Source organism: Citrobacter sp. RHB36-C18 (genome assembly GCF_013814485.1).
Taxonomy (GTDB): Bacteria; Pseudomonadota; Gammaproteobacteria; order Enterobacterales; family Enterobacteriaceae; genus Citrobacter; species Citrobacter braakii.
In genome coordinates this window covers 152,896-176,449 of record NZ_CP057125.1, presented here as the reverse complement: position 1 = coordinate 176,449, position 23,554 = coordinate 152,896, and the positions used below count along the sequence as shown (strand labels likewise).

Here is a 23,554-nt window from a genome sequence, read left to right as displayed (position 1 = left end):
GCGGCGTATCAGCATAACCAGAGGGCAGTCTATGAATAGCTCAACTAATGCAGCAAAACGCTGGTGGTACATTATGCCAATCGTGTTTATCACGTATAGCCTGGCGTACCTTGACCGTGCGAACTTCAGCTTCGCCTCCGCCGCCGGTATCAACGAGGACCTCGGCATTACCAAAGGGATCTCTTCCCTGCTGGGCGCTCTGTTTTTCCTCGGCTATTTCTTCTTTCAGATCCCAGGCGCGATTTACGCAGAACGGCGCAGCGTACGAAAACTGATTTTTGTCTGTCTGATCCTCTGGGGCGCATGCGCGTCGTTAACCGGTATGGTCAGCAATATTCCAATGCTTGCCGCCATCCGCTTTATTCTTGGCGTCGTTGAAGCCGCGGTGATGCCCGCAATGCTGATTTATATCAGCAACTGGTTTACGAAATCCGAGCGCTCGCGCGCTAACACTTTCCTGATCCTCGGTAACCCGGTTACCGTCCTGTGGATGTCTGTGGTTTCCGGTTATCTGATCCAGGCGCTGGGCTGGCGGGAAATGTTTATCATCGAGGGCTTCCCGGCCATCATCTGGGCGTTCTGCTGGTGGGTATTGGTAAAAGACAAACCGTCTCAGGTCGGCTGGCTGTCAGAATCTGAAAAAGCCGCCCTTCAGGCGCAACTGGAAAAAGAGCAGCAAGGCATCAAAGCCGTGCGTAACTATAGCGAGGCCTTCCGCTCACGTAACGTCATCCTGCTGTGCATGCAGTATTTCGCCTGGAGTATTGGCGTCTATGGTTTTGTCCTGTGGCTACCGTCGATTATCCGCAACGGCGGCGCAAATCTGGGCATGGTAGAGGTTGGCTGGCTGTCATCCGTACCTTATCTGGCGGCGACGGCGGCGATGATCCTCGTCTCCTGGGCCTCCGATAAGCTGCAAAACCGTAAACTGTTTGTCTGGCCGCTGTTATTGATAGCCGCTTTCGCTTTTATCGGCTCCTGGGCCGTGGGTGCAGACCACTTCTGGATTTCTTACACGCTGTTAGTTATTGCGGGTGCGGCAATGTACGCCCCATATGGCCCCTTCTTCGCCATCATCCCGGAAATGCTGCCGCGCAACGTCGCCGGGGGTGCAATGGCGCTGATTAACAGCATGGGCGCGCTAGGCTCATTCTTTGGTTCATGGTTTGTCGGCTACCTCAATGGCGCAACCGGCAGCCCATCCGCCTCGTACATATTTATGGGGGTAGCGCTTTTTGTCTCAGTATGGCTAACTTTAATTGTTAAGCCTGCTAATAATCAGCAATTACCTATTGGCGCACGCCACGCTTAAATTTTAACTTACGGAGATTCGCATGAAGCCGTCCATTATTCTCTATAAAGCGTTACCTGACGATTTACTGCATCGCCTGGAAGAGCATTTTACTGTGACTCATGTGCCTAACCTGCGCCCGGAAACGGTCGCACAGTACGCCGAGGCTTTTGCCAACGCGGAAGGTCTGCTGGGTTCCAGTGAAGCCGTCAATACCGCCCTACTGGAGAGAATGCCCAGGCTACGTGCGACATCCACGATTTCCGTAGGCTATGACAACTTCGACGTCGATGCCCTCAACGCGCGCAAGGTGCTGTTGATGCACACGCCAACCGTGCTGACGGAAACTGTCGCCGATACGGTAATGGCGCTGGTGTTAAGCACCGCTCGCCGCGTGGTAGAAGTTGCTGAACGGGTGAAAATTGGCGAATGGACCAAAAGTATCGGGCCGGACTGGTTTGGTACGGATGTACACCACAAAACGCTGGGGATTGTCGGCATGGGCCGTATTGGTCTGGCGCTGGCGCAACGCGCGCATTTTGGTTTTAGCATGCCGATTCTTTATAACGCGCGCCGTCATCACCAGGAGGCGGAAGAACGCTTCAACGCGCGTTACTGCGACCTCGATACGCTGTTGCAGGAGTCCGATTTTGTCTGCCTGATCCTGCCGTTAACCGCAGAAACGCATCATCTGTTTAGTACCGAACAGTTTGCCAAAATGAAGTCCTCCGCCATTTTCATTAACGCCGGGCGTGGGCCAGTGGTCGATGAAAAAGCGCTGATTGCCGCCCTGCAAAGCGGGGAAATTCATGCCGCAGGCCTGGATGTGTTTGAGCAGGAGCCATTACCAGCAGACTCACCGTTATTGGCGCTGCCAAACGTGGTAGCCGTGCCGCACATAGGTTCAGCGACGCATGAAACGCGCTATAACATGGCGGCCTGTGCGGTGGATAACTTAATCGATGCGCTGCAAGGACGCGTTGAGAAGAATTGCGTGAACCCGCAGGTCGCGCCATAAACAAAAGGCCGGGTAGCGCTTACGCTTACCCGGCCTTTTATGTATTACATCGCCTTCATTACTGAGCGGCATTCACCGCCGCAGTCCAGGCCTGATTAAATGCCTGATGCTGAGAGGCCAACGGGCCAATCAGCGTGTTGTACTGACTTGCCTGCTGTGAAGTTGGGAACTGGATACCGTTAGCGACAAAGCTCACCTGCGTATCCTGCTGTGCCACAAAATCACCGACCTGTACTAACTGCTGCGTGAAGATTTGCGCGGCAGGGATCAGCGGCTGTAGCGCCTCTGAAGGTACAGTGACGACTTTATTGTAGACCTGGTCAAAGACCGGCTTCAGATCCTCGCCCTGCTTCAGCGCGCCATGCGCAGCATCTGCCTGCAGTTTCGCATTCTGCAACTGTTGCCCTAATACGCCCAACGCACCATTTGCCTGACGCAGCGGTTCACGCTGAGTCACATAATCCTGAGGAACACGAATCGCATTTACGCTATCAACCACCGGGCGCAGACCGGAGTCCATTGCCTGATTAACCTGCTGCGAATAGCCATACAGAATCGCGTAATCGGACACAAACGGGCCAAACTGTTTTTTCTGATCGGCGGTCAGCGTTGGTAAACGCTCTCCGCTACGCATTGCAGTATTCTGCAGAAAATCGATAAACGCTTTGCGTTGATCGCCTTCTTTATCAAAACACCCACTCAGGCCAACTACCATTAAGAGCGCCAAAACAGGCGCAAACCAGCGAGAGCAGGACTTACCTGTCGCCATTTTAATACTCCTTTCACCCAAAAATGCGCACAACGACACCCGCGTGCCTGACGTTGACAAGGATAGTCCAGGTCAGCCCCGCAAGATACCCTTTCCGCGTAATCTTGTGGGGGAAAATAACCGCTCCCGCCACCCATCGTTTTGCTAAACAATGCGCCATTTACCACACGACGTCATATTTTAGTCATCTTTACAATCGGGCTCGATCGTTCGCAGATCACGACCTTTATCAGTTCGTTAGCCTGCAAAAGATTGTCGACCCCGATCCGCTGAAACGAATCCATCACACAAACCTAAAATCCGGCTTCATTTTTTCCGACTACTCTTAATGAGCTTCGATGAAATTCACGATCCCGCTGTGTGATTTGTAGGAGTTCTCAATGGAATACAAAGATCCTATGTTTGAACTGCTGAGCAGTCTGGAGCAGATTGTTTTTAAAGATGTATCGCAGACGGTTACTCTGACGCAAAAAACCAACCCTTTCACCGAATTTGAACAGCTACGACGAGGGACAGGTTTAAAAACAGATGATTTTGCCCGGGTGATGGGCGTGACGGTCGCGACGGTTCATGAATGGGAGTCTAAACGCGTAAAGCCTTCCAATACCGAATTGAAGTTAATGCGCCTGATTCAGGCAGACCCAAGATTAAGTAAGCAACTGATGGATTGAACGATTTTTCAATTTTACTTATGAACGGTCCTGTAAAAGGGCCGTTCCCTTAAGGGGGTTATCCACAAAAAAGAAAATAGTAGTTGCATCCACATGCGTAAAATGAGTTAATGCCCTCAACGGTTTGACGTACAGACCATTACAGCAGTTAGTAAGGCAAGTCCCTTCAAGAGTTATCGTTGATACCCTTCGTAGTGAGCATTTCCTTTACTGTTAAAAAATCTGTAAAGCACGCCATATCGCCGAAAGGCACACTTATTTTTTAAAAGGTAATACACTATGTCCGGTAAAATGACTGGTATCGTAAAATGGTTCAACGCTGACAAAGGTTTCGGCTTCATCACTCCTGACGATGGCTCTAAAGACGTGTTCGTACACTTCTCTGCTATCCAGAACGATGGCTACAAATCTCTGGACGAAGGTCAGAAAGTTTCCTTCACCATCGAAAGCGGCGCTAAAGGCCCGGCAGCTGGCAACGTAACCAGCCTGTAAGCTTAAAAAGCTCAAAATTCTGAATCCCTGCCAAACGGCGGGGATTTTTTTTATCTGTACTTCGCAAGACTCGCCGCCCAAACGCTTCTTTGCATTACTTTACCCGTCCTCCCTTTGACCTTTCCCTAAGGGCAAGCTTTATAGTGAGCCAGTCTGTATTCCACAATATTCACAAGGAATTGAAGCTATGTCGAAATCCTCACTGCTGCTGGTTTTAGGTTTGCTCACTACCGCTAGCGCGTTCGCAGCAACTCCGGAAGCTGCTTTTCTGGCGGAACACGGGCTCAGCGGTAAATCCGTCGAGCAAATCGTCGAGACCATTGACCAGTCGCCACAGAACCGCCCGCTGCCGTACTCAGCATCTATCACCAGTACCGAACTGAAGCTCTCTTCGGGCGATCAGATTTATACCCTACCGCTCGGTGACAAGTTCTATCTGTCATTTGCCCCCTATGAATGGCAAACACATCCTTGCTTCAACCACAGCCTTTCTGGCTGCCAGGGCGAAATGCCGGAGAAGGCATTCAATGTCAAAGTGACGGATAACAAGGGTGAGGTGGTGGTACAAAAAGTGATGAAGAGCGGTCGAAATGGCTTCGTCGGGGTATGGCTACCGCGCAATATGGCAGGCACAATCGCGGTAAGTTACAACGGTAAAACGGCAGAGTATCCCATCAAGACGATGGAAGACAGCCAGACCTGTCTGACAAAATTACAGCTGCGCTAACAACATACAAAAAAGCCGGATGGCACAATGCTTATCCGGCTTTTCTAAGTCAGCTCAGGAGCGTTACTGCAGCAGAGAAATATCCGCTACGCGCAGGAACAGTTCGCGCAGTTTTGCGAGCATAGACAGACGGTTAATACGCAGATCTTTATCTTCCACGTTGACCATCACTTTCTCGAAGAACGCATCAACCGGTTCACGCAGTTCCGCCAACTCAACCAGCGCCTCCTGGTAACGACCAGCTGCAAAGACAGGCTCCAGCTTATCGCGCAGCACCACAACCTGCAGCGCCAGCGCAATTTCTTCCGGCTCTTTCAGCGTTGCCGAATTTACACGGTCATTCAGCGTCTCTTCAGACTTCGCCAGGATGTTCGATACACGCTTGTTCGCTGCAGCCAGCGCGGACGCAGCTTCCAGCGTACGGAAGTGCGAAACCGCCTTCATACGTGCGTCGAAATCAGCCGGACGAGTCGGACGACGCGCCAGTACTGCCTGAATGGTATCGACGGTGTAACCTTCATCCTGATACCAGGCGCGGAAGCGACCGAGCATAAAGTCGATCACATCATCCACCACGTTGGCGTTAGTCAGCTTGTCGCCATACAGACGAACCGCTTCTTCGGTCAACGTTTGTAGATCCAGATTCAGGTTCTTCTCAACGATGATACGCAGTACGCCCAGCGCGGCACGACGCAGCGCAAACGGGTCTTTGTCGCCTTTCGGATGCTGACCGATACCGAAGATACCCGCCAGTGTGTCCATCTTATCGGCAATCGCCACGGCACAGGCAACCGGATTAGATGGCAGGTCATCACCGGCAAAACGCGGCTGATACTGCTCGTTCAGCGCCACAGCGACATCTTCCGCTTCACCATCGTGACGCGCGTAGTGCATGCCCATCACGCCCTGGGTATCGGTGAACTCGAAGACCATGTTGGTCATCAGGTCGCACTTGGACAGCAGGCCAGCACGCGTTGCGTGGTTAACGTCAGCGCCAATTTGACCAGCAATCCAGCCCGCCAGCGCCTGGATACGGTCAGTTTTGTCGCGCAGCGTACCCAGTTGCTGTTGGAACAGCACGGTTTGCAGACGCGGCAGATGGTCTTCCAGACGTTTTTTACGGTCAGTATTGAAGAAGAATTCGGCATCCGCCAGACGCGGACGAACCACCTTCTCGTTACCGGAGATGATTTGCTGCGGGTCTTTGGATTCGATGTTAGCAACGAAGATAAAGTTCGGCAGCAGTTTGCCGTCGTTCGCGTATACCGGGAAGTACTTCTGGTCACCTTTCATGGTGTGTACCAGCGCTTCGGACGGAACAGCGAGGAATTTCTCTTCGAACTTCGCGGTCAGCACGACCGGCCATTCCACCAGCGAGGTGACTTCTTCCAGCAGGCTTTCACTCAGATCGGCGTTGCCGCCAATTTTACGCGCCGCGTCTTCGGCATCAGCTTTGATTTTGGCTTTACGCTCAGCGTAATCCGCAATCACTTTGCCGCGCTCACGCAGAATTTCTGGGTACTGATCGGCATTATCGATGGTGAACTCCGGCTCGCCCATAAAGCGATGCCCGCGGATCACGCGATCGGACTGAATACCCAGAATAGTTGCCGGAATAACTTTGTCGCCCAGCAGCAGCGTCACGGTGTGAACCGGACGCACGAAGTGAACGTCAGACGCGCCCCAGCGCATCAGTTTCGGGATCGGCAGCTTCGCCAGTGAGGTGGCGATCATGTTCGGCAGCAACGCTTCAGCGCTTTCGCCTTTCACATGCGCGCGATACAGCAGCCACTCGCCTTTGTCGGTGGTCAGACGCTCAGCCTGATCAACCGTGATGCCACAGCCACGCGCCCAACCTTCGGCCGCTTTGCTCGGTTTACCTTCGGCGTCAAACGCCTGGGCGATAGCCGGGCCGCGTTTTTCTACTTCACGGTCGGGTTGTGCTTCAGCCAGGGCAGCGACTTTCAACGCCAGACGACGCGGCGCGGCGAACCACTCCACGTTGCCGTGCGCGATGCCAGCATTATCCAGCTCCGCGGTAAAGTTCGCAGCAAAGGACTCAGCCAGGCTGCGCAGTGCTTTTGGTGGCAGCTCTTCAGTGCCGATTTCCACCAGAAAAGTTTTCTCAGACATGGCCGCCTCTTATTTGTCTTTGTTGCACATCGGGAAGCCAAGGGCTTCACGGGAAGCGTAGTAAGCTTCTGCCACTGCTTTGGTCAGGGTGCGAATACGCAGGATATAGCGCTGACGCTCGGTGACGGAGATGGCTTTACGCGCATCCAGCAGGTTGAAGCTATGGGCGGCTTTCAGAATACGTTCATACGCAGGCAGCGGCAGCGGATTTTCCAGCGCCAGCAACTGCTGCGCTTCTTTCTCGTACTGCTCGAAGCAGGTGAACAGGAAGTCCACGTCGGCGTATTCGAAGTTGTAGGTGGATTGCTCCACTTCGTTCTGATGGAACACGTCGCCGTAAGTGGTTTTACCCAGCGGGCCGTCGCTCCAGACCAGGTCGTAAACGCTGTCTACGCCCTGAATGTACATGGCCAGACGTTCCAGACCGTAGGTAATTTCCCCGGTCACTGGTTTACATTCCAGACCACCAACCTGCTGGAAGTAGGTGAACTGCGTGACTTCCATGCCGTTCAGCCACACTTCCCAACCCAGACCCCAGGCACCCAGCGTTGGGTTTTCCCAGTTATCTTCCACGAAACGGATATCGTGAATGGTCGGGTCCATACCCAACTCTTTCAGAGAACCCAGGTACAGCTCCTGAATGTTGTCCGGAGACGGCTTAATCACTACCTGGAACTGATAGTAGTGCTGTAAGCGGTTCGGGTTTTCGCCATAGCGGCCGTCGGTCGGACGACGAGAAGGCTGCACATAAGCAGTCGCCATCGGTTCCGGCCCCAGCGCCCGCAGGCAGGTCATTGGGTGAGATGTCCCCGCGCCGACTTCCATGTCCAATGGTTGAACGATGGTGCAGCCCTGGCGAGCCCAGTAATCCTGTAAGGTCAGGATCAAGCCCTGGAAGGTCCTGGTATCAAACTTTTGCATATTATTTCGTGCTGGATACGTGTGGATTTAAAGGAAGCGGTCAGTATACCCGCTGGCTGCAAGATATACAGTACGAAACGGGAAAAAGGGGGAACTTAGCGCATGGAAAGGTGTAAAAACTGCCCGTCTGCATCAAAAGAGCAGACAAAACTCTCTTTACGGAAGGTAGAACCACGCATCTCATAGCTGCCCTGAAATTGTTCCAGACCGGAGATATCAATTTTCTGCACACCAGTGTTGTAGATTTGTGCCGCCTCATTTTTACACAGTGACTCCATATCCAGCGAACGTGTTGCACTGACTTTGATCTTTTGCGCCTTCTGCGCGGGTGCAGGCGGCTGGGTGTCGGCGCACGCAACCAGTAAAAGGGTAACGATCGCGGAAAAGAAATACTTCATCATCATTTTATTACCGCCTGGTTTGCTGGTCAGTCTTATTATTAAGTGTCTGGAAACGGATGCTATTTTGAGAATCTCATCAGACCATCTCAAGCTTTAGCGTAAGAACTCGGATTTTTCCAGTGAGCTACGCTCGCAAAATTTCGGTCAGACTTTTTTTAATGAATACAGAGGAACTGATGCAGCCCAAAATATTCTGGATTGATAACCTGCGCGGGATAGCCTGTCTCATGGTTGTGATGATCCACACCACGACCTGGTACATCACCAATGCGCAAAGCGTCAGCCCATTGAATTGGGATCTGGCCAATGTGCTCAATTCAGCCTCTCGCGTCAGCGTCCCGTTGTTCTTTATGATTTCGGGCTATCTGTTTTTTGGCGAGCGCAGCGCCAAACCGCGCCATTTCATGCGCATTGCGCTCTGCATCCTGTTTTACAGCAGCGTGGCGCTAGCCTACATTCTGCTGTTTACCTCGATCAACGCTGAGCTGTCGCTGAAAAACCTGCTGCAAAAGCCGGTGTTCTATCACCTGTGGTTTTTCTTCGCGATCGCCGTAATCTACCTGGTTTCCCCGCTGATACAGGTAAAAAATATCAGCGGCAAGATGCTGCTGGCGCTTATGATGGTGATTGGGGTGATTGCCAATCCCAATACCGTCTCACAAAAAATTGGTGGTTTTGAGTGGCTTCCCATCAACCTGTACATCAGTGGCGACACGTTCTACTACATCGTGTACGGTATGCTAGGCCGAGCGATTGGTATGATGGATACGCACAAGCGCGCGCTTACCTGGCTCTGTGCGGCGTTGTTTATCACCGCAGTGTTTATTATTTCTCGAGGCACGTTGCATGAACTGCGTTGGCGAGGCAATTTTGCCGATACCTGGTATCTCTATTGTGGCCCGGCGGTGTTTATTTGTGCCGCCTCCCTCCTGACGCTGGTCAAAAATACGCTCAGTACGCGCACTCTGCCGGTACTGGGCCTTATTTCCCGCCACTCTCTGGGCATTTATGGCTTTCATGCGCTGATCATTCACGCGCTACGCACCAACGGTGTAGAACTCAAAAACTGGCCGCCGCTGGATATGCTGTGGATTTTTAGCGCCACGCTGGCGGGAAGTTTACTGTTGTCTGTATTGTTGCAGCGCATCGATACGCGCAGACTGGTGAGCTAACAATAAAAGCCCTCGATCGGTAACCATCGAGGGCATACGATCACTCCGTAAAATCGTCTGCGACTGCCAGCGTTTCTTTTGGATGCTCAAAGCCACTATCACGGATATTTTTCTGCACCGCAACGGTACCAAACAGGCTTAAAAAGAAGGCCAGGCCGTAAAACCCTTTCTCGTTTAGCAGCAGCGTGGCATTCCACAAACCGATAACCAACAATGCAACCGCAATAATAAACGCGGCAAGACAGGTTATGTAGTAAATCGGCGTAGTCGGGATCCCCTCATATTTATCCCGTACCGTCTTTTGATACGACGCAGCAGAAAACAAACCAAGCACCAAAACAGCAAAGTAATACCCCTTTTCGTTTAACTGCATATCGGCATTCCACAACCCCAGCAGATAAACCACAATACCGCCGAGAAGCGCGACCCATGACACAATACTAAATGCCGGTGAATAAGTTGATGTCCTGTTTTCCATTTAGAGTTCCGGTCCTTTAGATAACTATTCTGCTGAACGCATGAGTAAAACTTGCCCCAGTAAACATACGATGAATGCCACCGGGAACAGCCCCTTTTCGAGGGGTGATAATGGGACGTTCAATACGCCCACCAACAGCACCCCTACCGTGATGAGCGCCACCATCTGACATACAGAGGCGAAGAGTTCATCGTTCTGATTGAGATTATCTGCACGCTGATAAACGTACGTCACAAACATTCCCGTCATCAGCACGGCGAAAAAATAGCCTTTGCTACTCAATAACGGGCATGCCCGCCATAAGCCAATAACGTAAATAAATGCACCAGAGAAGAATAATATCCATGGCAACAGCCTTGTTGTCTTCATTGGGACCTCCTTATCCATCATGGATACAATATGAATAACCCGCTAAAGACAACACAGAAAAGGCCACTACGCCGGACTTTCAGAATAAATTCATGCGCGCTAATTATTAATTAGATTGAAATATATATTTGATAAATCCCCTCTGTTTACCAGAGGGGATTTAGGGTCAGGACATCAGCGGGTGTAATTGCTGATAGATTCGGCGGAAGGTTTCCCGACGCTGTTGGTAAAGGGCATGGCGCTCGACATCAGGATAATGCGCCTGCTCCAGCGTAAGCTGAGGTAGAAGGTCTGATAATGGCTGCTGCGGATTAATGGCAATTTGCGCCAGACGCGCCGCACCGAGAGCAGGACCAACATCGCCGCCGGTACGGTAATCCAACTGCAATCCGCTGATGTCAGACAGCATCTGACGCCAGTATTCGCTGCGCGCCCCGCCGCCAATCAGCGTAATGCTGGAGGGCTGCACGCCGCAGGCGTGTACCACGTCCATACCCTCAGCCAATGCAAAACCAACGCCTTCCAGCACCGCCTGTGCCAGCTCCGCCGGACCATGCTGATGCGTCAGACCGAAAAATACGCCCTTCGCCTGCGGGTTGTTGTGCGGCGTACGTTCACCGGACAGATAGGGTAAAAACCAGACCGGCTCAGCGTGTTCATCCGCCTGTTGCGCTGCGGCAATCAACGCAGGAACGCTCGCCAGTCCGGTTAATTTTGCCGCCCAGTCCAGGCAGGATGCCGCACTTAACATCACGGACATCAGGTGCCATCGTTCAGGCAAGGCATGGCAAAAGCTATGGACCGCGCTTTCCGGTTTGCTGAGAAAGCCGTCGCTGACCGCAAAATAGACCCCGGAAGTACCCAGCGATAGCATCGCCTGACCGGCATTCATCATGCCCACGCCAACTGCCCCCGCTGCGTTATCCCCGCCTCCGGCGACCACCGCAACCTCCTGCATTCCCCAGGCCCTGGCGACTGCTGGCAACAATGTTCCGGTAATCTCACTGCCTTCATAGAGCGCAGGCATATGCGCACGAGTCAGCTTACAGGCTTCCAGCATGACATCACTCCAGTCACGCTTCGCAACATCCAGCCACAGGGTACCAGCCGCATCAGACATATCGCTGGCGAAATCGCCGGTCATACGCAGGCGCAGGTAATCTTTCGGCAGCAGGACTTTATCAACCCGGCTAAAAATCTCCGGTTCGTGGCGCTGTACCCACAGCAGCTTTGGCGCGGTAAAGCCAGGCATCATTAGGTTGCCGGTGATGGCACGAGACTGCGGAACCAGGCTCTCCAGCATGACGCACTCTTCGGCGCAGCGACCATCGTTCCACAGGATAGCCGGGCGCAATACCTTCTGTTGTGCATCCAGTAGCGTCGCGCCGTGCATCTGTCCGGCAATTCCCAACGCTTTCACCTCGCGAAGTGAATGCTGCCGACCCAGAGCTTTCACAGCGCGATCCGTTGCCAGCCACCACTGCTCTGGGTCTTGTTCTGACCATAACGGGTGCGGGCGCGAAACGGTGAGTTTCTCTGTTTGCGAAGCGACCACATCGCCCTGCTCGTTGAGCAGAATGGCCTTTACGCCTGATGTGCCAAGATCTATCCCGATATACATAGGGCATCGTTCCTTAAAGAAAGGCCCGGTCGCGCGAGCTGACCGGGCTTACGGACATTCTCAGAGACCCGTTATTTGTCGAACAAATAATGGTTCACCAGATTTTCCAGCAATTCCTGATGACCGCTTTGGTGCACTGGCGCCAGGTTGTGTTGTTCAGCGTACTGCGCAATTTCCGTCAGCGTCATCTGCCCTTTCAGAATTTGCTGGCCCAGCTCACCATTCCAACCGGCATAACGTTTAGCCACGCGCTGATCCAGACCACCGTCTTCAATCATACGCGCCGCAATTTTCAGCGACAGCGCCATGGTATCCATCGCACCAATATGACCATAGAACAGATCGTATTTATCGGTACTCTGACGACGAACCTTGGCATCGAAGTTCAGGCCACCGGTGGTGAAGCCGCCGGCTTTCAGGATTTCGTACATCACCAACGCATTCTCTTCTACGCTGTTCGGGAACTGGTCAGTATCCCAGCCCAGTTGCGCGTCCCCACGGTTGGCATCGACAGAGCCAAACAGGCCCAGCGCGATAGCGGTGGCGATTTCGTGATGGAATGAGTGACCCGCCAACGTGGCGTGGTTGGCTTCGATATTCAGTTTGATCTCTTTTTCCAGACCGAACTGCTTGAGGAATCCGTATACGGTCGCCGCATCGTAATCGTACTGGTGCTTGGTCGGTTCCTGCGGCTTCGGCTCGATAAGCAAAGTGCCCTGGAAACCGGTTTTGTGTTTGTGTTCCACGACCAGTTGCATGAAGCGACCAATTTGCTCACGTTCCTGCCGCAGATCGGTATTCAGCAGCGTTTCATAGCCTTCACGACCGCCCCACAGAACGTAGTTTTCACCGCCTAATTTATGCGTGGCATCCATAGCCGTAACCACCTGAGTGGCGGCCCAGCTGAACACTTCCGGATCCGGGTTCGTGGCCGCGCCCGCGCCGTAACGTGGGTTGGTGAAGCAGTTTGCCGTTCCCCACAGCAGCTTCACGCCGCTCTGTTCCTGTTTTGCCGCCAGTACATCAACCATCTGCGCAAAATTGTTTTTGTACTCTTTCAGCGACGCGCCTTCCGGCGAGACATCCACGTCATGGAAGCAGTAGTAGGGCACGTTCAGCTTGTGGAAAAACTCGAACGCTACGTCCGCCTTGCGCTTCGCTAATTCCAGCGCTTCACCGGGCTGCTGCCACGGGCGATTAAATGCACCAACACCAAACATATCTGCACCATTCCAGCAGAAAGTGTGCCAGTAGCAGGCAGCAAACCGCAGGTGATCTTCCATACGCTTGCCTAACACTAACTCATCAGAGTTGTAGTGGCGAAATGCTAATGGATTAGTTGATTTGGTACCTTCATAACGAACGCGCTCAAGCTGGTCAAAATAGGCTGGCATAATGAACTCCATAATCAGGTAATGCGGCGGGTAATGGATAATGTCGTAATATTGGGCACTCCCCACCCATTGCTCAATTATGTTATTTCATACTGCCATTGAGATAATTCACAAGTGTGCGCTACTTCTCAAAATAAAATCTGAACAATTTAAAAATTGTTACTTATCAAACTTAAATGCAACCCAGGTAACGAATCATTTAAAATACGATCCCGGTCATAAATCAAGAAATAAACCAAAAAACGTAATTGGAAGATAAAAATCTATAATTGCCTTCCCGCCGTTACCTGTTAAAACTCTGCTACGTCTTATGCTGTGATTGTTACTTTTACTGCTGTTTCTCCCCTACAAAAGGCATCACGATTATGAAGATGAAGAACATTTTACTTGCTGTTTGCACATCCCTTTTACTCACCAGTGTCGCAGGTCATGCCAAAGAAGTAAAAATCGGTATGGCGATTGATGATCTCCGCCTGGAACGCTGGCAGAAAGATCGCGATATTTTCGTCAATAAAGCTGAATCGCTTGGTGCGAAAGTATTTGTACAATCGGCGAATGGTAATGAAGAAACCCAAATGTCGCAGATTGAAAACATGATAAACCGGGGCGTGGATGTCCTTGTGATAATCCCTTACAACGGCCAGGTATTAAGCAATGTTATCAAAGAAGCAAAACAAGAAGGGATCAAGGTGCTGGCTTACGATCGCATGATCAATGATGCTGACATCGATTTTTATATCTCTTTCGATAATGAAAAAGTAGGTGAATTACAGGCTCAATCATTAGTCAATATTGTTCCCGAAGGGAATTATTTCCTGATGGGTGGCTCACCCGTTGATAACAACGCGAAGCTGTTCCGCGCTGGACAAATGAAAGTATTAAAACCTTATATCGACAGCGGAAAAATTAAGGTGGTGGGCGATCAATGGGTTGACGGCTGGTTACCGGAGAATGCGTTGAAGATTATGGAAAATGCGCTAACCGCCAACAATAACAAAATTGACGCAGTAGTTGCCTCAAATGACGCCACAGCTGGCGGTGCGATTCAGGCGCTGAGTGCGCAAGGATTATCAGGAAAAGTCGCTATTTCCGGACAAGATGCAGACCTTGCAGGCATCAAGCGCATTGTCGCCGGGACTCAAACCATGACGGTTTATAAACCTATTACATTGCTCGCAAATACCGCTGCGGAAATCGCCGTCGAACTGGGAAATGATCAACAGCCTAAAGCAGATACTTCGCTGAATAATGGCCTGAAAGATGTCCCTTCCCGACTACTCACACCTATTGATGTTAACAAAGATAATATTAACGAGACCGTCATTAAAGACGGATTCCACAAGAAAAGCGATCTGTAAGCCATGTGCCCTCTGCAAATCAGAGGGCAATAAAACGTGGTGTCAAATTCGCCACGGATAAACGTGAATATCCACGCAGGGTTCTCTTATTGGCTTATGTGGAGCAGTTATGCCATATCTTCTTGAAATGAAAAACATTACCAAAACATTCGGCGTAGTGAAGGCGGTTGATAACGTTAGCCTTAGGATCAATGCTGGCGAAATCATTTCATTATGCGGTGAAAATGGTTCGGGTAAATCGACGCTAATGAAAGTTCTGTGCGGAATTTACCCGCATGGAACCTACGAAGGCGAGATCATTTTTGCTGGCGAAGCCATCCGTGCCAGCCATATTCGTGATACCGAACGTAAGGGTATTGCGATCATCCACCAGGAATTAGCCCTGGTGAAAGAGTTAACAATACTGGAAAATATTTTCCTCGGTAACGAAATGACCCATAACAGCGTTCTTGATTACGAGATGATGACGTTACGCTGTCAAAAATTACTCGATCAGGTCAGTTTGTCTATTTCGCCAGATACGCGCGTGGGCGATTTAGGATTAGGGCAACAACAGCTGGTAGAAATTGCAAAAGCGCTGAATAAGCAGGTCCGCTTACTTATTCTGGATGAACCAACGGCCTCCCTCACCGAGCAGGAAACTGCAATACTGCTGAATATTATACGTGACCTACAACAGCATGATATCGCCTGCATTTATATTTCACACAAATTGAATGAAGTTAAGGCCATCTCGAATACCATTTGCGTTATTCGCGACGGTAAACACATCGGCACACGCGATGCAACCAACATGACTGAAGACGATATTATCACCATGATGGTTGGTCGTGAGCTCACCGCACTTTACCCCAGCGAGCCTCATACCACGGGAGAAGAGATTTTACGGGTTGAGAATCTGACAGCCTGGCATCCCGTCAATCGCCATATAAAACGCGTCAACGACATTTCTTTCTCACTCAAGCAGGGCGAAATTCTCGGCATTGCCGGACTCGTCGGTGCAGGACGTACCGAAGCCGTACAGTGTCTGTTTGGCGTCTGGTCTGGTCGTTGGGAGGGAAAGATTTTTATTGAAGGCACTCAGGTGCATATCCATAACTGCCAGCAAGCTATTGCTCATGGCATCGCCATGGTGCCTGAAGACAGAAAAAAAGATGGCATTGTTCCGGTGATGGCTGTGGGGAAAAATATCACGCTGGCTGCACTCGATAAATTTACCGGGGGCATGAGCCATCTTGATGATGCCGCTGAACAAAAATGCATTCTGGAATCGCTTCAACAGCTCAAAGTAAAAACATCGTCCCCCGACCTTGCGATCGGGCGTCTGAGCGGAGGGAATCAGCAAAAAGCGATTCTCGCGCGTTGCCTCCTGTTAAATCCCCGGATTCTCATTCTTGATGAACCCACCAGGGGTATTGATATCGGCGCCAAATATGAAATCTACAAACTCATCAACCAGCTCGTCCAGGAAGGCATTGCCGTGATTGTCATCTCCTCTGAATTACCTGAAGTGCTCGGACTAAGCGATCGCATCCTCGTGATGCATGAAGGAAAACTGAAAGCTAACCTGGTAAATCATAACCTGACTCAGGAGCAGGTGATGGAAGCCGCATTAAGGAGCGAACATCATGTCGAAAAACAATCCGTCTGAAGCGAAACTTTCTCCCTCTATCACAGGTGGTTTCCCAGCAATAAAATCGCTTAACTTGCAAGTCTTCGTCATGATTGCGGCGATTATCGTGATTGTGCTGTTTTTCACGTGGACCACTGATGGCGCATACCTGAGCGCACGTAATGTCTCGAACCTGCTTCGACAGACTGCGATTACCGGTATTCTTGCCGTGGGTATGGTGTTTGTGATCATTTCCGCTGAAATCGATCTCTCTGTCGGTTCCATGATGGGATTGTTGGGCGGCGTAGCGGCGATCTGTGATGTTTGGCTAGGCTGGCCTTTACCGCTGACGGTGATCGTAACCCTGACTCTGGGATTGCTCCTCGGGGCATGGAATGGATGGTGGGTTGCTTACCGCAAGGTTCCGTCGTTTATCGTCACCCTTGCGGGAATGCTGGCTTTCCGCGGTATTCTGATTGGCATCACCAACGGCACCACCGTATCCCCCACCAGCGCAGCAATGTCTCAGATTGGTCAGAGCTACTTGTCTGATGGCACAGGCTTTGTCATCGGTGCTCTCGGCTTAATGGCGTTTGTTGGCTGGCAATGGCGAGGCCGTATGCGTCGCCAGGCGTTAGGCCTTGCCACTCCCGCATCAACGTCGGCTGTGGGTCGCCAGGCATTCACAGCCATTGTCGTCTTAGGGGCAATCTGGCTATTAAACGATTATCGTGGTGTTCCAACGCCCGTCCTGCTGCTGACGCTGCTGCTGCTCGGTGGGATGTTTATGGCCACGCGCACTGCATTCGGTCGGAGAATTTACGCCATTGGCGGGAACCTGGAAGCCGCCCGCCTTTCAGGTATCAACGTTGAACGCACCAAACTTGCCGTCTTCGCTATTAATGGTTTGATGGTCGCAATTGCCGGGCTCATTCTTAGCTCCCGGCTTGGCGCAGGTTCCCCTTCCGCAGGGAACATTGCAGAACTGGATGCCATTGCCGCATGTGTCATCGGGGGAACCAGCCTGGCGGGAGGGGTCGGGAGTGTTGCCGGCGCCGTCATGGGCGCATTCATTATGGCTTCTCTCGATAATGGAATGAGTATGATGGACGTCCCCACCTTCTGGCAATACATAGTGAAAGGGGCGATATTGTTGTTGGCGGTATGGATGGACTCAGCAACCAAACGTCGTTCCTGAATTTAAGAAGTGGGTGTATCTCAATGCCGGTTAATGCAACCGGCATTGTCTTATCTACATGATTCAGCAGGAAAAGAACCATGTTTTATAAACGTCATCGTATTACGTTGTTATTTAATGCCAATAAAGCCTACGACCGTCAGGTGGTTGAAGGGGTTGGCGAGTATCTGCAAGCGTCGCAATCGGAGTGGGATATCTTCATAGAAGAAGATTTTCGTGCTCGCATTGATAACATTAAAGAGTGGTTAGGCGACGGCGTTATTGCCGATTATGACGATGATGATATTGCGCAATTACTTGTCGATGTGGATGTTCCGATCATTGGCGTTGGGGGTTCCTACCATCTGCAGCAAGATTATCCACCAGTACATTACATTGCCACCGACAACCACGCGCTGGTAGAAAGCGCCTTCCTGCATCTGAAAGAGAAAGGGATTAACCGGTTTGCATTTTATGGTCTTCCGGCTTCAAGCGGTAAACGCTGGGCCGCAGAACGTGAATATGCGTTTTGCCAGTTGGTTGCCAAAGAGAAGTACCGCGGCGTCGTCTATCAGGGGCTGGAAACCGCGCCGGAGAACTGGCAGCACGCGCAAAATAGGCTGGCGGACTGGCTGCAAACCTTACCTCCACAAACCGGGATTATCGCCGTCACCGACGCACGTGCGCGGCACGTTCTGCAGGCCTGTGAACATCTGCATATTCCGGTACCGGAAAAACTGTGCGTCATTGGTATCGATAACGAAGAGCTGACCCGTTACCTGTCACGAGTCGCCTTGTCCTCCGTCGCTCAGGGGGCCAGACAAATGGGGTATCAGGCAGCCAAACTACTCCACCGCCTGCTGGCTCACGAAGAGATACCCTTACAGCGCATTCTGGTTCCTCCTGTACGCGTTGTTGCGCGTCAGTCTACAGATTATCGTTCACTTACCGATCCTGCCGTTATTCAGGCGATGCATTACATTCGCAACCATGCCTGCAAAGGTATCAAGGTTGATCAAGTGTTGGACTCAGTAGGGATTTCACGTTCGAATCTGGAGAAGCGCTTTAAAGAAGAGGTCGGAGAGACCATTCACGCCGTGATTCATGCCGAAAAGCTGGAAAAGGCGCGCAGCCTGTTGATTTCTACCACGCTTTCAATCAACGAAATTTCACAGATGTGCGGCTACCCATCTCTGCAGTATTTCTATTCGGTATTCAAGAAAGAGTACGACACGACGCCAAAAGAGTATCGCGATGTGAACAGTGAAGTGTTGCTATAAGGATGATAGCCGGAGGGCGAAGTCGCCATCCGGCACTCGAAATTACATATGCGCGGCGATTAAACGCTGGTTGTCCTGATACATTGCGAACAGATAGTTGTTATAACTCTGTCCCTTAGTGGAATAACCCTTCAGCTTATGGATCATCGCGGTGGCGGTGACTTCCTGATCGGCTTTACGCAACTGCGCACGTGACTTACGGAAGGAAGAGTAGGCCGGATGCGTATTCAAATTAATGACGTAAGCATTCACCGACTCTTTCACTGATTCAAACTGTGAGTAGCCTTTCACCTTACCCGGTGCATTGTTACAACGACCCTTGCCACATTTCATGCCAAACAGGTTGTTGTTGCTCCGCGCCAGCTTCGACGTACCCCAGCCGCTTTCTGCCGCAGCCATGGTTGCCACCATACTGGTCGGGATAATGTCTACACGCTCAAGTAGCGTATTCCACGGAATTTTACGCGTGTTACCAGACCAGTTCACCTTGTAGCGCTTCGCGATGTCTTTCATACGCGTACGCTCAGTCGGTGACCAGCGGTTCTGGTACTGTTTTGAAATCAGCCAGTTACGGTCCGCCGTAATGGCAGCATTTTGACTGGTAATATAAGGCATAACTGTCCGGAGAAACGCTTTTTTCCTTGGTGTTCCGGAAGGGTATTTTCGCAAATCAGGAAGTGAACTACTCTTTGCACTATTGCGAGAATACTCTTGTTTACTGCTAACCTGTTTATTACTTGCCTTGGTTATCTGGGGCTTGTGACTCGTTGTCGCCGTGTGTGTCTTTGCCAGCACCTCACCCGAAAATGCAACGGTGAGTAACATAAGAATCATTGCCCCATATCGTCGAATGGGAGTCAATATCATTAGGTCTCCTGGTCGGATTTATACATTCCAACACCTTATATTTTTCACAAAAATGAGAGATGAATCTCAAATCATATCAAAAATAGCCGTCAAGAGCACCCACAGGAATAGTCCAATTCTGAAACTATGTCACGTATTAACGGTTCTGGGTGCCATTAATTCGAAGAAAATGTGGAGGTTATCGCAAAATAAGTTCATTTTTTGCGCGCGATCGCTCACCCTCACTTCTCCTCCTGGCGGAATCAACTCAAAGGAGGAGTTTCCGGCCTGATTTCACTGGCAAACTGGCGAAAATCGCAGCATCAAGGACAGCACTATGAAACTTGCCGCCGTTGCGCTGGCGCTAATGCCCAGCATTGCCATCGCCTCATCATGGACGTCTCAAGGACTTCCCACCTTCGAAGCGGAAGGTACGGGTAAATTCGTCAGCCATGCAGCGTTGACGAAGGGTACCCGTCCTTTAACCCTGAATTTTGACCAACAGTGCTGGCAGCCTGCTGATGCGATAAAACTCAACCAGATGCTGTCGCTAAAACCTTGTGAAGGCACGCCGCCACAGTGGCGTTTATTCAAAGACGGCGATTACACGCTGGAAATCGATACCCGCTCCGGTACGCCAACGCTGATGCTGTTGGTAAAAAGTGCTAAGGACACCGTCACCACCCAGATTCGCCAATGCCCGAAATGGGACGGTTCACCATTAACGCTGGACGTGAGCCTGACCTTCCCGGAAGGTGCCGTGGTGCGTGATTTCTACAGCCAGCAAACGGCAACAGTAAAAAACGGGTCGATTACCCTACAGCCCGCCGCAACCAGTAACGGGCTGTTGCTACTGGAACGGGCGGAAACCGATGCCCCCGCCGCTTTCGACTGGCATAACGCCACGGTGTATTTCGTCCTGACGGACCGCTTTGTGAATGGCGATCCGAGTAACGACCACAGCTATGGGCGTCGCAACGACGGCATGCAGGAAATTGGCACGTTCCACGGTGGCGATTTGCGCGGGCTCGCCAGCAAACTCGACTACCTGCAACAGTTAGGCGTCAACGCCCTGTGGATCAGCGCGCCGTTTGAGCAAATCCACGGCTGGGTCGGCGGTGGCGCCAAAGGGGACTTCCCCCACTACGCTTACCACGGCTACTACACCCAGGACTGGACCACGCTTGACGCCAATATGGGAAACGAAGCGGACCTGCGCGCGCTGGTTGATGGCGCACACCAGCGCGGCATCCGTGTCTTGTTTGATGTGGTGATGAACCATACCGGCTACGCCACGCTGGCGGATATGCAGGAGTATCAGTTTGGGGCACTGTACCTATCGGGCGATGAACTGAAAAAAACGCTCGGGGAACGCTGGACGGACTGGCAGCCATCCGCCGGGCAAAGCTGGCACAGTTTCAATGATTACATCAACTTTAGCGATAAAGCTGGCTGGGAAAAATGGTGGGGGAAAAACTGGGTCCGCACCGATATTGGCGATTACGACAATCCTGGCTTTGACGACCTGACGATGTCGCTGGCCTTCCTGCCCGATCTGAAAACCGAATCCACTACGCCTTCCGGGCTGCCAAACTTTTATCAGCACAAGCCGGATACGCACGCCAAAGCCATCGCCGGTTACACGCCCCGGGATTATCTGACGCACTGGCTCAGTCAGTGGGTGCGTGATTATGGGATTGACGGCTTTCGGGTCGACACCGCTAAACACGTCGAGCTTCCCGCCTGGCAGCAGCTAAAAACACAAGCCAGCGCGGCGCTGGTCGAATGGAAGAAAGCCAATCCGGAAAAAGCGCTGGATGATAACCCCTTCTGGATGACTGGCGAGGCCTGGGGTCACGGTGTGATGCAAAGCGACTATTACCGTCACGGCTTCGATGCGATGATCAATTTCGACTACCAGGAGCAGGCGGCAAAGGCCGTTGATTGTCTGGCAAATATGGACCCCACCTGGCAGCAGATGGCGGATAAATTGCAGGACTTCAACGTCCTGAGTTATCTCTCCTCGCACGATACACGTCTGTTCCGCGAAGGTGGAGACAACGCCGCCGAGCTATTGCTGCTGGCACCTGGCGCGGTTCAACTCTTTTATGGCGACGAGTCGGCCCGCCCCTTTGGCCCAACCGGCTCAGACCCATTACAGGGTACGCGCTCAGAGATGAACTGGCAGGATGTGACCGGGAAATCTGCCGCCAGCGTCGCACACTGGCAGCGAATCAGTCAGTTCAGGGCCAGGCATCCCGCCATTGGCGCCGGTAAACAAATCACGCTGCCGCTGACGCAGGGATACGGATTTATTCGTGAGCATGGCGACGATAAGGTGATGGTGGTGTGGGCCGGTCAGCCCTGATCCCGGTAGGCTTCTCGCTGTCCACGCAGCGGGAAGCCTTACTCAACATTAAAAACCAGCCAAATAAAAATCAGTAGCACAAAATCTCAATCCGGCCTGATACCCCTGATTTGCACCCTGCCATGGGTAGCGCTATGGTTAGCCACTTTACTACTCAGTTCGACAGACCACCTGCTATGACATTCTCACTTTTTGGCGACAAATTTACCCGCCATTCAGGCATCACACGCCTGATGGAGGACCTTAACGACGGTTTACGCACCCCAGGCGCCATCATGCTCGGTGGCGGCAATCCGGCGCAAATTCCAGAGATGCAAAATTACTTTCAATCTCTGCTGGCAGATATGCTGGAAAACGGCAAAGCCACTGATGCGCTTTGCAATTACGATGGTCCACAAGGTAAAACCGAGCTGCTGACTGAGCTGGCGAAACTGCTACGTGAGAAGCAGGGTTGGGATATCGAGCCACAAAATATTGCACTGACAAATGGCAGTCAGAGTGCATTTTTCTACTTATTCAATCTGTTCGCCGGACGCCGCGTCGACGGAACAACGCAAAAAGTGTTGTTCCCGTTAGCTCCGGAATACATTGGCTATGCCGATTCCGGGCTGGAAGAGGATCTCTTTGTCTCCGCGCGCCCAAATATCGAACTGTTACCAGAAGGTCAGTTTAAGTATCACGTTGATTTTGAACACCTGCACATCGGTGAAGAGACGGGCATGATCTGCGTGTCACGTCCGACAAACCCGACAGGCAACGTGATCACCGATGAAGAGCTGATGAAGCTGGACCGGCTGGCCAACCAGCATGGGATCCCGCTGGTGATTGATAACGCCTATGGCGTACCGTTCCCCGGCATCATCTTTAGCGAAGCGCGCCCGCTGTGGAATCCCAACATTGTGCTGTGCATGAGCCTTTCCAAGCTGGGTCTGCCAGGCTCCCGCTGCGGCATCATTATCGCGAATGAAAAAATCATCACCGCCATCACCAACATGAACGGCATTATCAGTCTCGCGCCTGGCGGAATGGGTCCGGCAATCATGTGCGAAATGATTAAGCGCAACGACCTTCTGCGCCTGTCCGAGACGGTGATAAAGCCGTTTTATTATCAGCGCGTTCAGGAGACGATTGCGATCATTCGCCGCTATTTATCTGAAGATCGGTGCCTTATTCATAAACCGGAGGGCGCGATTTTCCTGTGGTTATGGTTCAAAGATTTGCCTATCAGCACCGAACTGTTGTATCAGCGTCTGAAAGCGCGCGGCGTGCTGATGGTTCCCGGTGACTACTTCTTCCCGGGTCTGGATAAACCCTGGCCGCATACGCATCAGTGTATGCGGATGAACTACGTGCCAGAACCGGAGAAAATAGAAGCTGGAGTGAAGATTCTGGCTGAAGAGATCGAACGCGCCTGGCAGGAAGGCTAACGCAAGTCCCGACCCGAGAGCGGGTCGGG

At 51.7% G+C, this 23,554-nt stretch carries 21 protein-coding genes; 12 read left to right on the top strand and 9 right to left on the bottom strand.

Going from position 1 to position 23,554, the window contains the following annotated elements; genetic code table 11:
- Window positions 1–31 precede the first annotated feature (31 nt).
- Together HVZ52_RS00825 and ghrB are read left to right on the top strand one after the other, a co-directional pair.
- Window positions 32–1,312 (top strand): MFS transporter, encoded by a 1,281-nt coding sequence (locus HVZ52_RS00825; protein ID WP_003827389.1) that lies wholly within the window; start codon window positions 32–34, stop codon window positions 1,310–1,312.
- 22 nt (window positions 1,313–1,334) lie between these two features.
- Window positions 1,335–2,309: a glyoxylate/hydroxypyruvate reductase GhrB gene (gene ghrB / locus HVZ52_RS00820; RefSeq protein ID WP_047415858.1), complete on the top strand. Its 975-nt coding sequence runs from the start codon at window positions 1,335–1,337 to the stop codon at window positions 2,307–2,309.
- A 58-nt stretch (window positions 2,310–2,367) separates the two neighbouring features.
- On the opposite strand, the gene HVZ52_RS00815 is transcribed toward ghrB, so the two are convergent.
- Window positions 2,368–3,078, bottom strand: coding sequence for a DUF3053 domain-containing protein (locus tag HVZ52_RS00815; protein WP_016154915.1), 711 nt, complete (start codon window positions 3,076–3,078; stop codon window positions 2,368–2,370).
- Window positions 3,079–3,458: 380 nt separating this feature from the next.
- Here HVZ52_RS00815 and HVZ52_RS00810 point away from each other — a divergent pair, with 380 nt between their 5' ends.
- The 3 genes from HVZ52_RS00810 to cueP all read left to right on the top strand — a co-directional run bounded on the left by HVZ52_RS00810 (window position 3,459) and on the right by cueP (window position 4,968).
- A complete protein-coding gene (locus HVZ52_RS00810) occupies window positions 3,459–3,749 on the top strand; it encodes an HTH-type transcriptional regulator (protein WP_016157726.1) in 291 nt (96 codons plus the stop codon).
- Window positions 3,750–4,028: 279 nt separating this feature from the next.
- Window positions 4,029–4,241: an RNA chaperone/antiterminator CspA gene (cspA, locus tag HVZ52_RS00805; RefSeq protein ID WP_000014594.1), complete on the top strand. Its 213-nt coding sequence runs from the start codon at window positions 4,029–4,031 to the stop codon at window positions 4,239–4,241.
- Between the two features lie 187 nt (window positions 4,242–4,428).
- Window positions 4,429–4,968: a copper-binding periplasmic metallochaperone CueP gene (cueP, locus tag HVZ52_RS00800; protein WP_016157727.1), complete on the top strand. Its 540-nt coding sequence runs from the start codon at window positions 4,429–4,431 to the stop codon at window positions 4,966–4,968.
- Between the two features lie 63 nt (window positions 4,969–5,031).
- On the opposite strand, the gene glyS is transcribed toward cueP, so the two are convergent.
- The 3 genes from glyS to HVZ52_RS00785 form a co-directional block, all read right to left on the bottom strand.
- Window positions 5,032–7,101 carry a glycine--tRNA ligase subunit beta gene (gene glyS / locus HVZ52_RS00795; protein ID WP_016157728.1) on the bottom strand — a complete coding sequence of 690 codons (2,070 nt, stop codon included), beginning with the start codon at window positions 7,099–7,101 and terminating at the stop codon, window positions 5,032–5,034.
- A gap of 9 nt (window positions 7,102–7,110) precedes the next feature.
- A complete protein-coding gene (glyQ, locus tag HVZ52_RS00790; RefSeq protein ID WP_001168551.1) occupies window positions 7,111–8,022 on the bottom strand; it encodes a glycine--tRNA ligase subunit alpha in 912 nt (303 codons plus the stop codon).
- A gap of 95 nt (window positions 8,023–8,117) precedes the next feature.
- Entirely contained in the window at window positions 8,118–8,426 is a 309-nt protein-coding gene (locus HVZ52_RS00785) for a YsaB family lipoprotein (RefSeq protein WP_016154920.1), read from the bottom strand.
- Between the two features lie 173 nt (window positions 8,427–8,599).
- Between HVZ52_RS00785 and HVZ52_RS00780 the strand changes: the two genes are divergently transcribed.
- On the top strand, window positions 8,600–9,595 hold the full coding sequence (locus HVZ52_RS00780) for an acyltransferase (RefSeq protein WP_016154921.1): 996 nt from the start codon (window positions 8,600–8,602) through the stop codon (window positions 9,593–9,595).
- Window positions 9,596–9,635: 40 nt separating this feature from the next.
- Here the strand turns inward: HVZ52_RS00780 and yiaA are convergent, their stop codons facing one another.
- The 4 genes from yiaA to xylA all read right to left on the bottom strand — a co-directional run bounded on the left by yiaA (window position 9,636) and on the right by xylA (window position 13,457).
- Entirely contained in the window at window positions 9,636–10,073 is a 438-nt protein-coding gene (gene yiaA / locus HVZ52_RS00775) for an inner membrane protein YiaA (protein ID WP_016154922.1), read from the bottom strand.
- Between the two features lie 24 nt (window positions 10,074–10,097).
- Window positions 10,098–10,442 (bottom strand): inner membrane protein YiaB, encoded by a 345-nt coding sequence (gene yiaB / locus HVZ52_RS00770; protein ID WP_049271785.1) that lies wholly within the window; start codon window positions 10,440–10,442, stop codon window positions 10,098–10,100.
- 166 nt (window positions 10,443–10,608) lie between these two features.
- Window positions 10,609–12,063: a xylulokinase gene (gene xylB / locus HVZ52_RS00765; RefSeq protein ID WP_047415853.1), complete on the bottom strand. Its 1,455-nt coding sequence runs from the start codon at window positions 12,061–12,063 to the stop codon at window positions 10,609–10,611.
- A 71-nt stretch (window positions 12,064–12,134) separates the two neighbouring features.
- A complete protein-coding gene (xylA, locus tag HVZ52_RS00760; RefSeq protein ID WP_016154925.1) occupies window positions 12,135–13,457 on the bottom strand; it encodes a xylose isomerase in 1,323 nt (440 codons plus the stop codon).
- 365 nt (window positions 13,458–13,822) lie between these two features.
- Here xylA and xylF point away from each other — a divergent pair, with 365 nt between their 5' ends.
- The 4 genes from xylF to xylR all read left to right on the top strand — a co-directional run bounded on the left by xylF (window position 13,823) and on the right by xylR (window position 18,884).
- Entirely contained in the window at window positions 13,823–14,815 is a 993-nt protein-coding gene (gene xylF / locus HVZ52_RS00755; RefSeq protein ID WP_016154926.1) for a D-xylose ABC transporter substrate-binding protein, read from the top strand.
- A gap of 109 nt (window positions 14,816–14,924) precedes the next feature.
- The gene (locus tag HVZ52_RS00750) at window positions 14,925–16,466 is read left to right on the top strand and encodes a xylose ABC transporter ATP-binding protein (protein WP_181598759.1); all 1,542 of its coding nucleotides are present in this window, start codon (window positions 14,925–14,927) and stop codon (window positions 16,464–16,466) included.
- The gene (gene xylH / locus HVZ52_RS00745; RefSeq protein WP_181598758.1) at window positions 16,444–17,625 is read left to right on the top strand and encodes a xylose ABC transporter permease XylH; all 1,182 of its coding nucleotides are present in this window, start codon (window positions 16,444–16,446) and stop codon (window positions 17,623–17,625) included. The genes HVZ52_RS00750 and xylH overlap by 23 nt, the downstream gene beginning before the upstream one ends.
- Window positions 17,626–17,705: 80 nt before the next feature.
- The gene (gene xylR / locus HVZ52_RS00740; protein WP_016154929.1) at window positions 17,706–18,884 is read left to right on the top strand and encodes a D-xylose utilization transcriptional activator XylR; all 1,179 of its coding nucleotides are present in this window, start codon (window positions 17,706–17,708) and stop codon (window positions 18,882–18,884) included.
- A 42-nt stretch (window positions 18,885–18,926) separates the two neighbouring features.
- Here the strand turns inward: xylR and HVZ52_RS00735 are convergent, their stop codons facing one another.
- Window positions 18,927–19,751: a protein bax gene (locus HVZ52_RS00735; RefSeq protein WP_016154930.1), complete on the bottom strand. Its 825-nt coding sequence runs from the start codon at window positions 19,749–19,751 to the stop codon at window positions 18,927–18,929.
- A gap of 316 nt (window positions 19,752–20,067) precedes the next feature.
- Between HVZ52_RS00735 and malS the strand changes: the two genes are divergently transcribed.
- Both malS and avtA read left to right on the top strand, forming a co-directional pair.
- The gene (gene malS / locus HVZ52_RS00730; protein WP_016154931.1) at window positions 20,068–22,098 is read left to right on the top strand and encodes an alpha-amylase; all 2,031 of its coding nucleotides are present in this window, start codon (window positions 20,068–20,070) and stop codon (window positions 22,096–22,098) included.
- A gap of 134 nt (window positions 22,099–22,232) precedes the next feature.
- A complete protein-coding gene (gene avtA, locus HVZ52_RS00725; protein ID WP_231390989.1) occupies window positions 22,233–23,525 on the top strand; it encodes a valine--pyruvate transaminase in 1,293 nt (430 codons plus the stop codon).
- The last annotated feature ends 29 nt before the right edge of the window (window positions 23,526–23,554 follow it).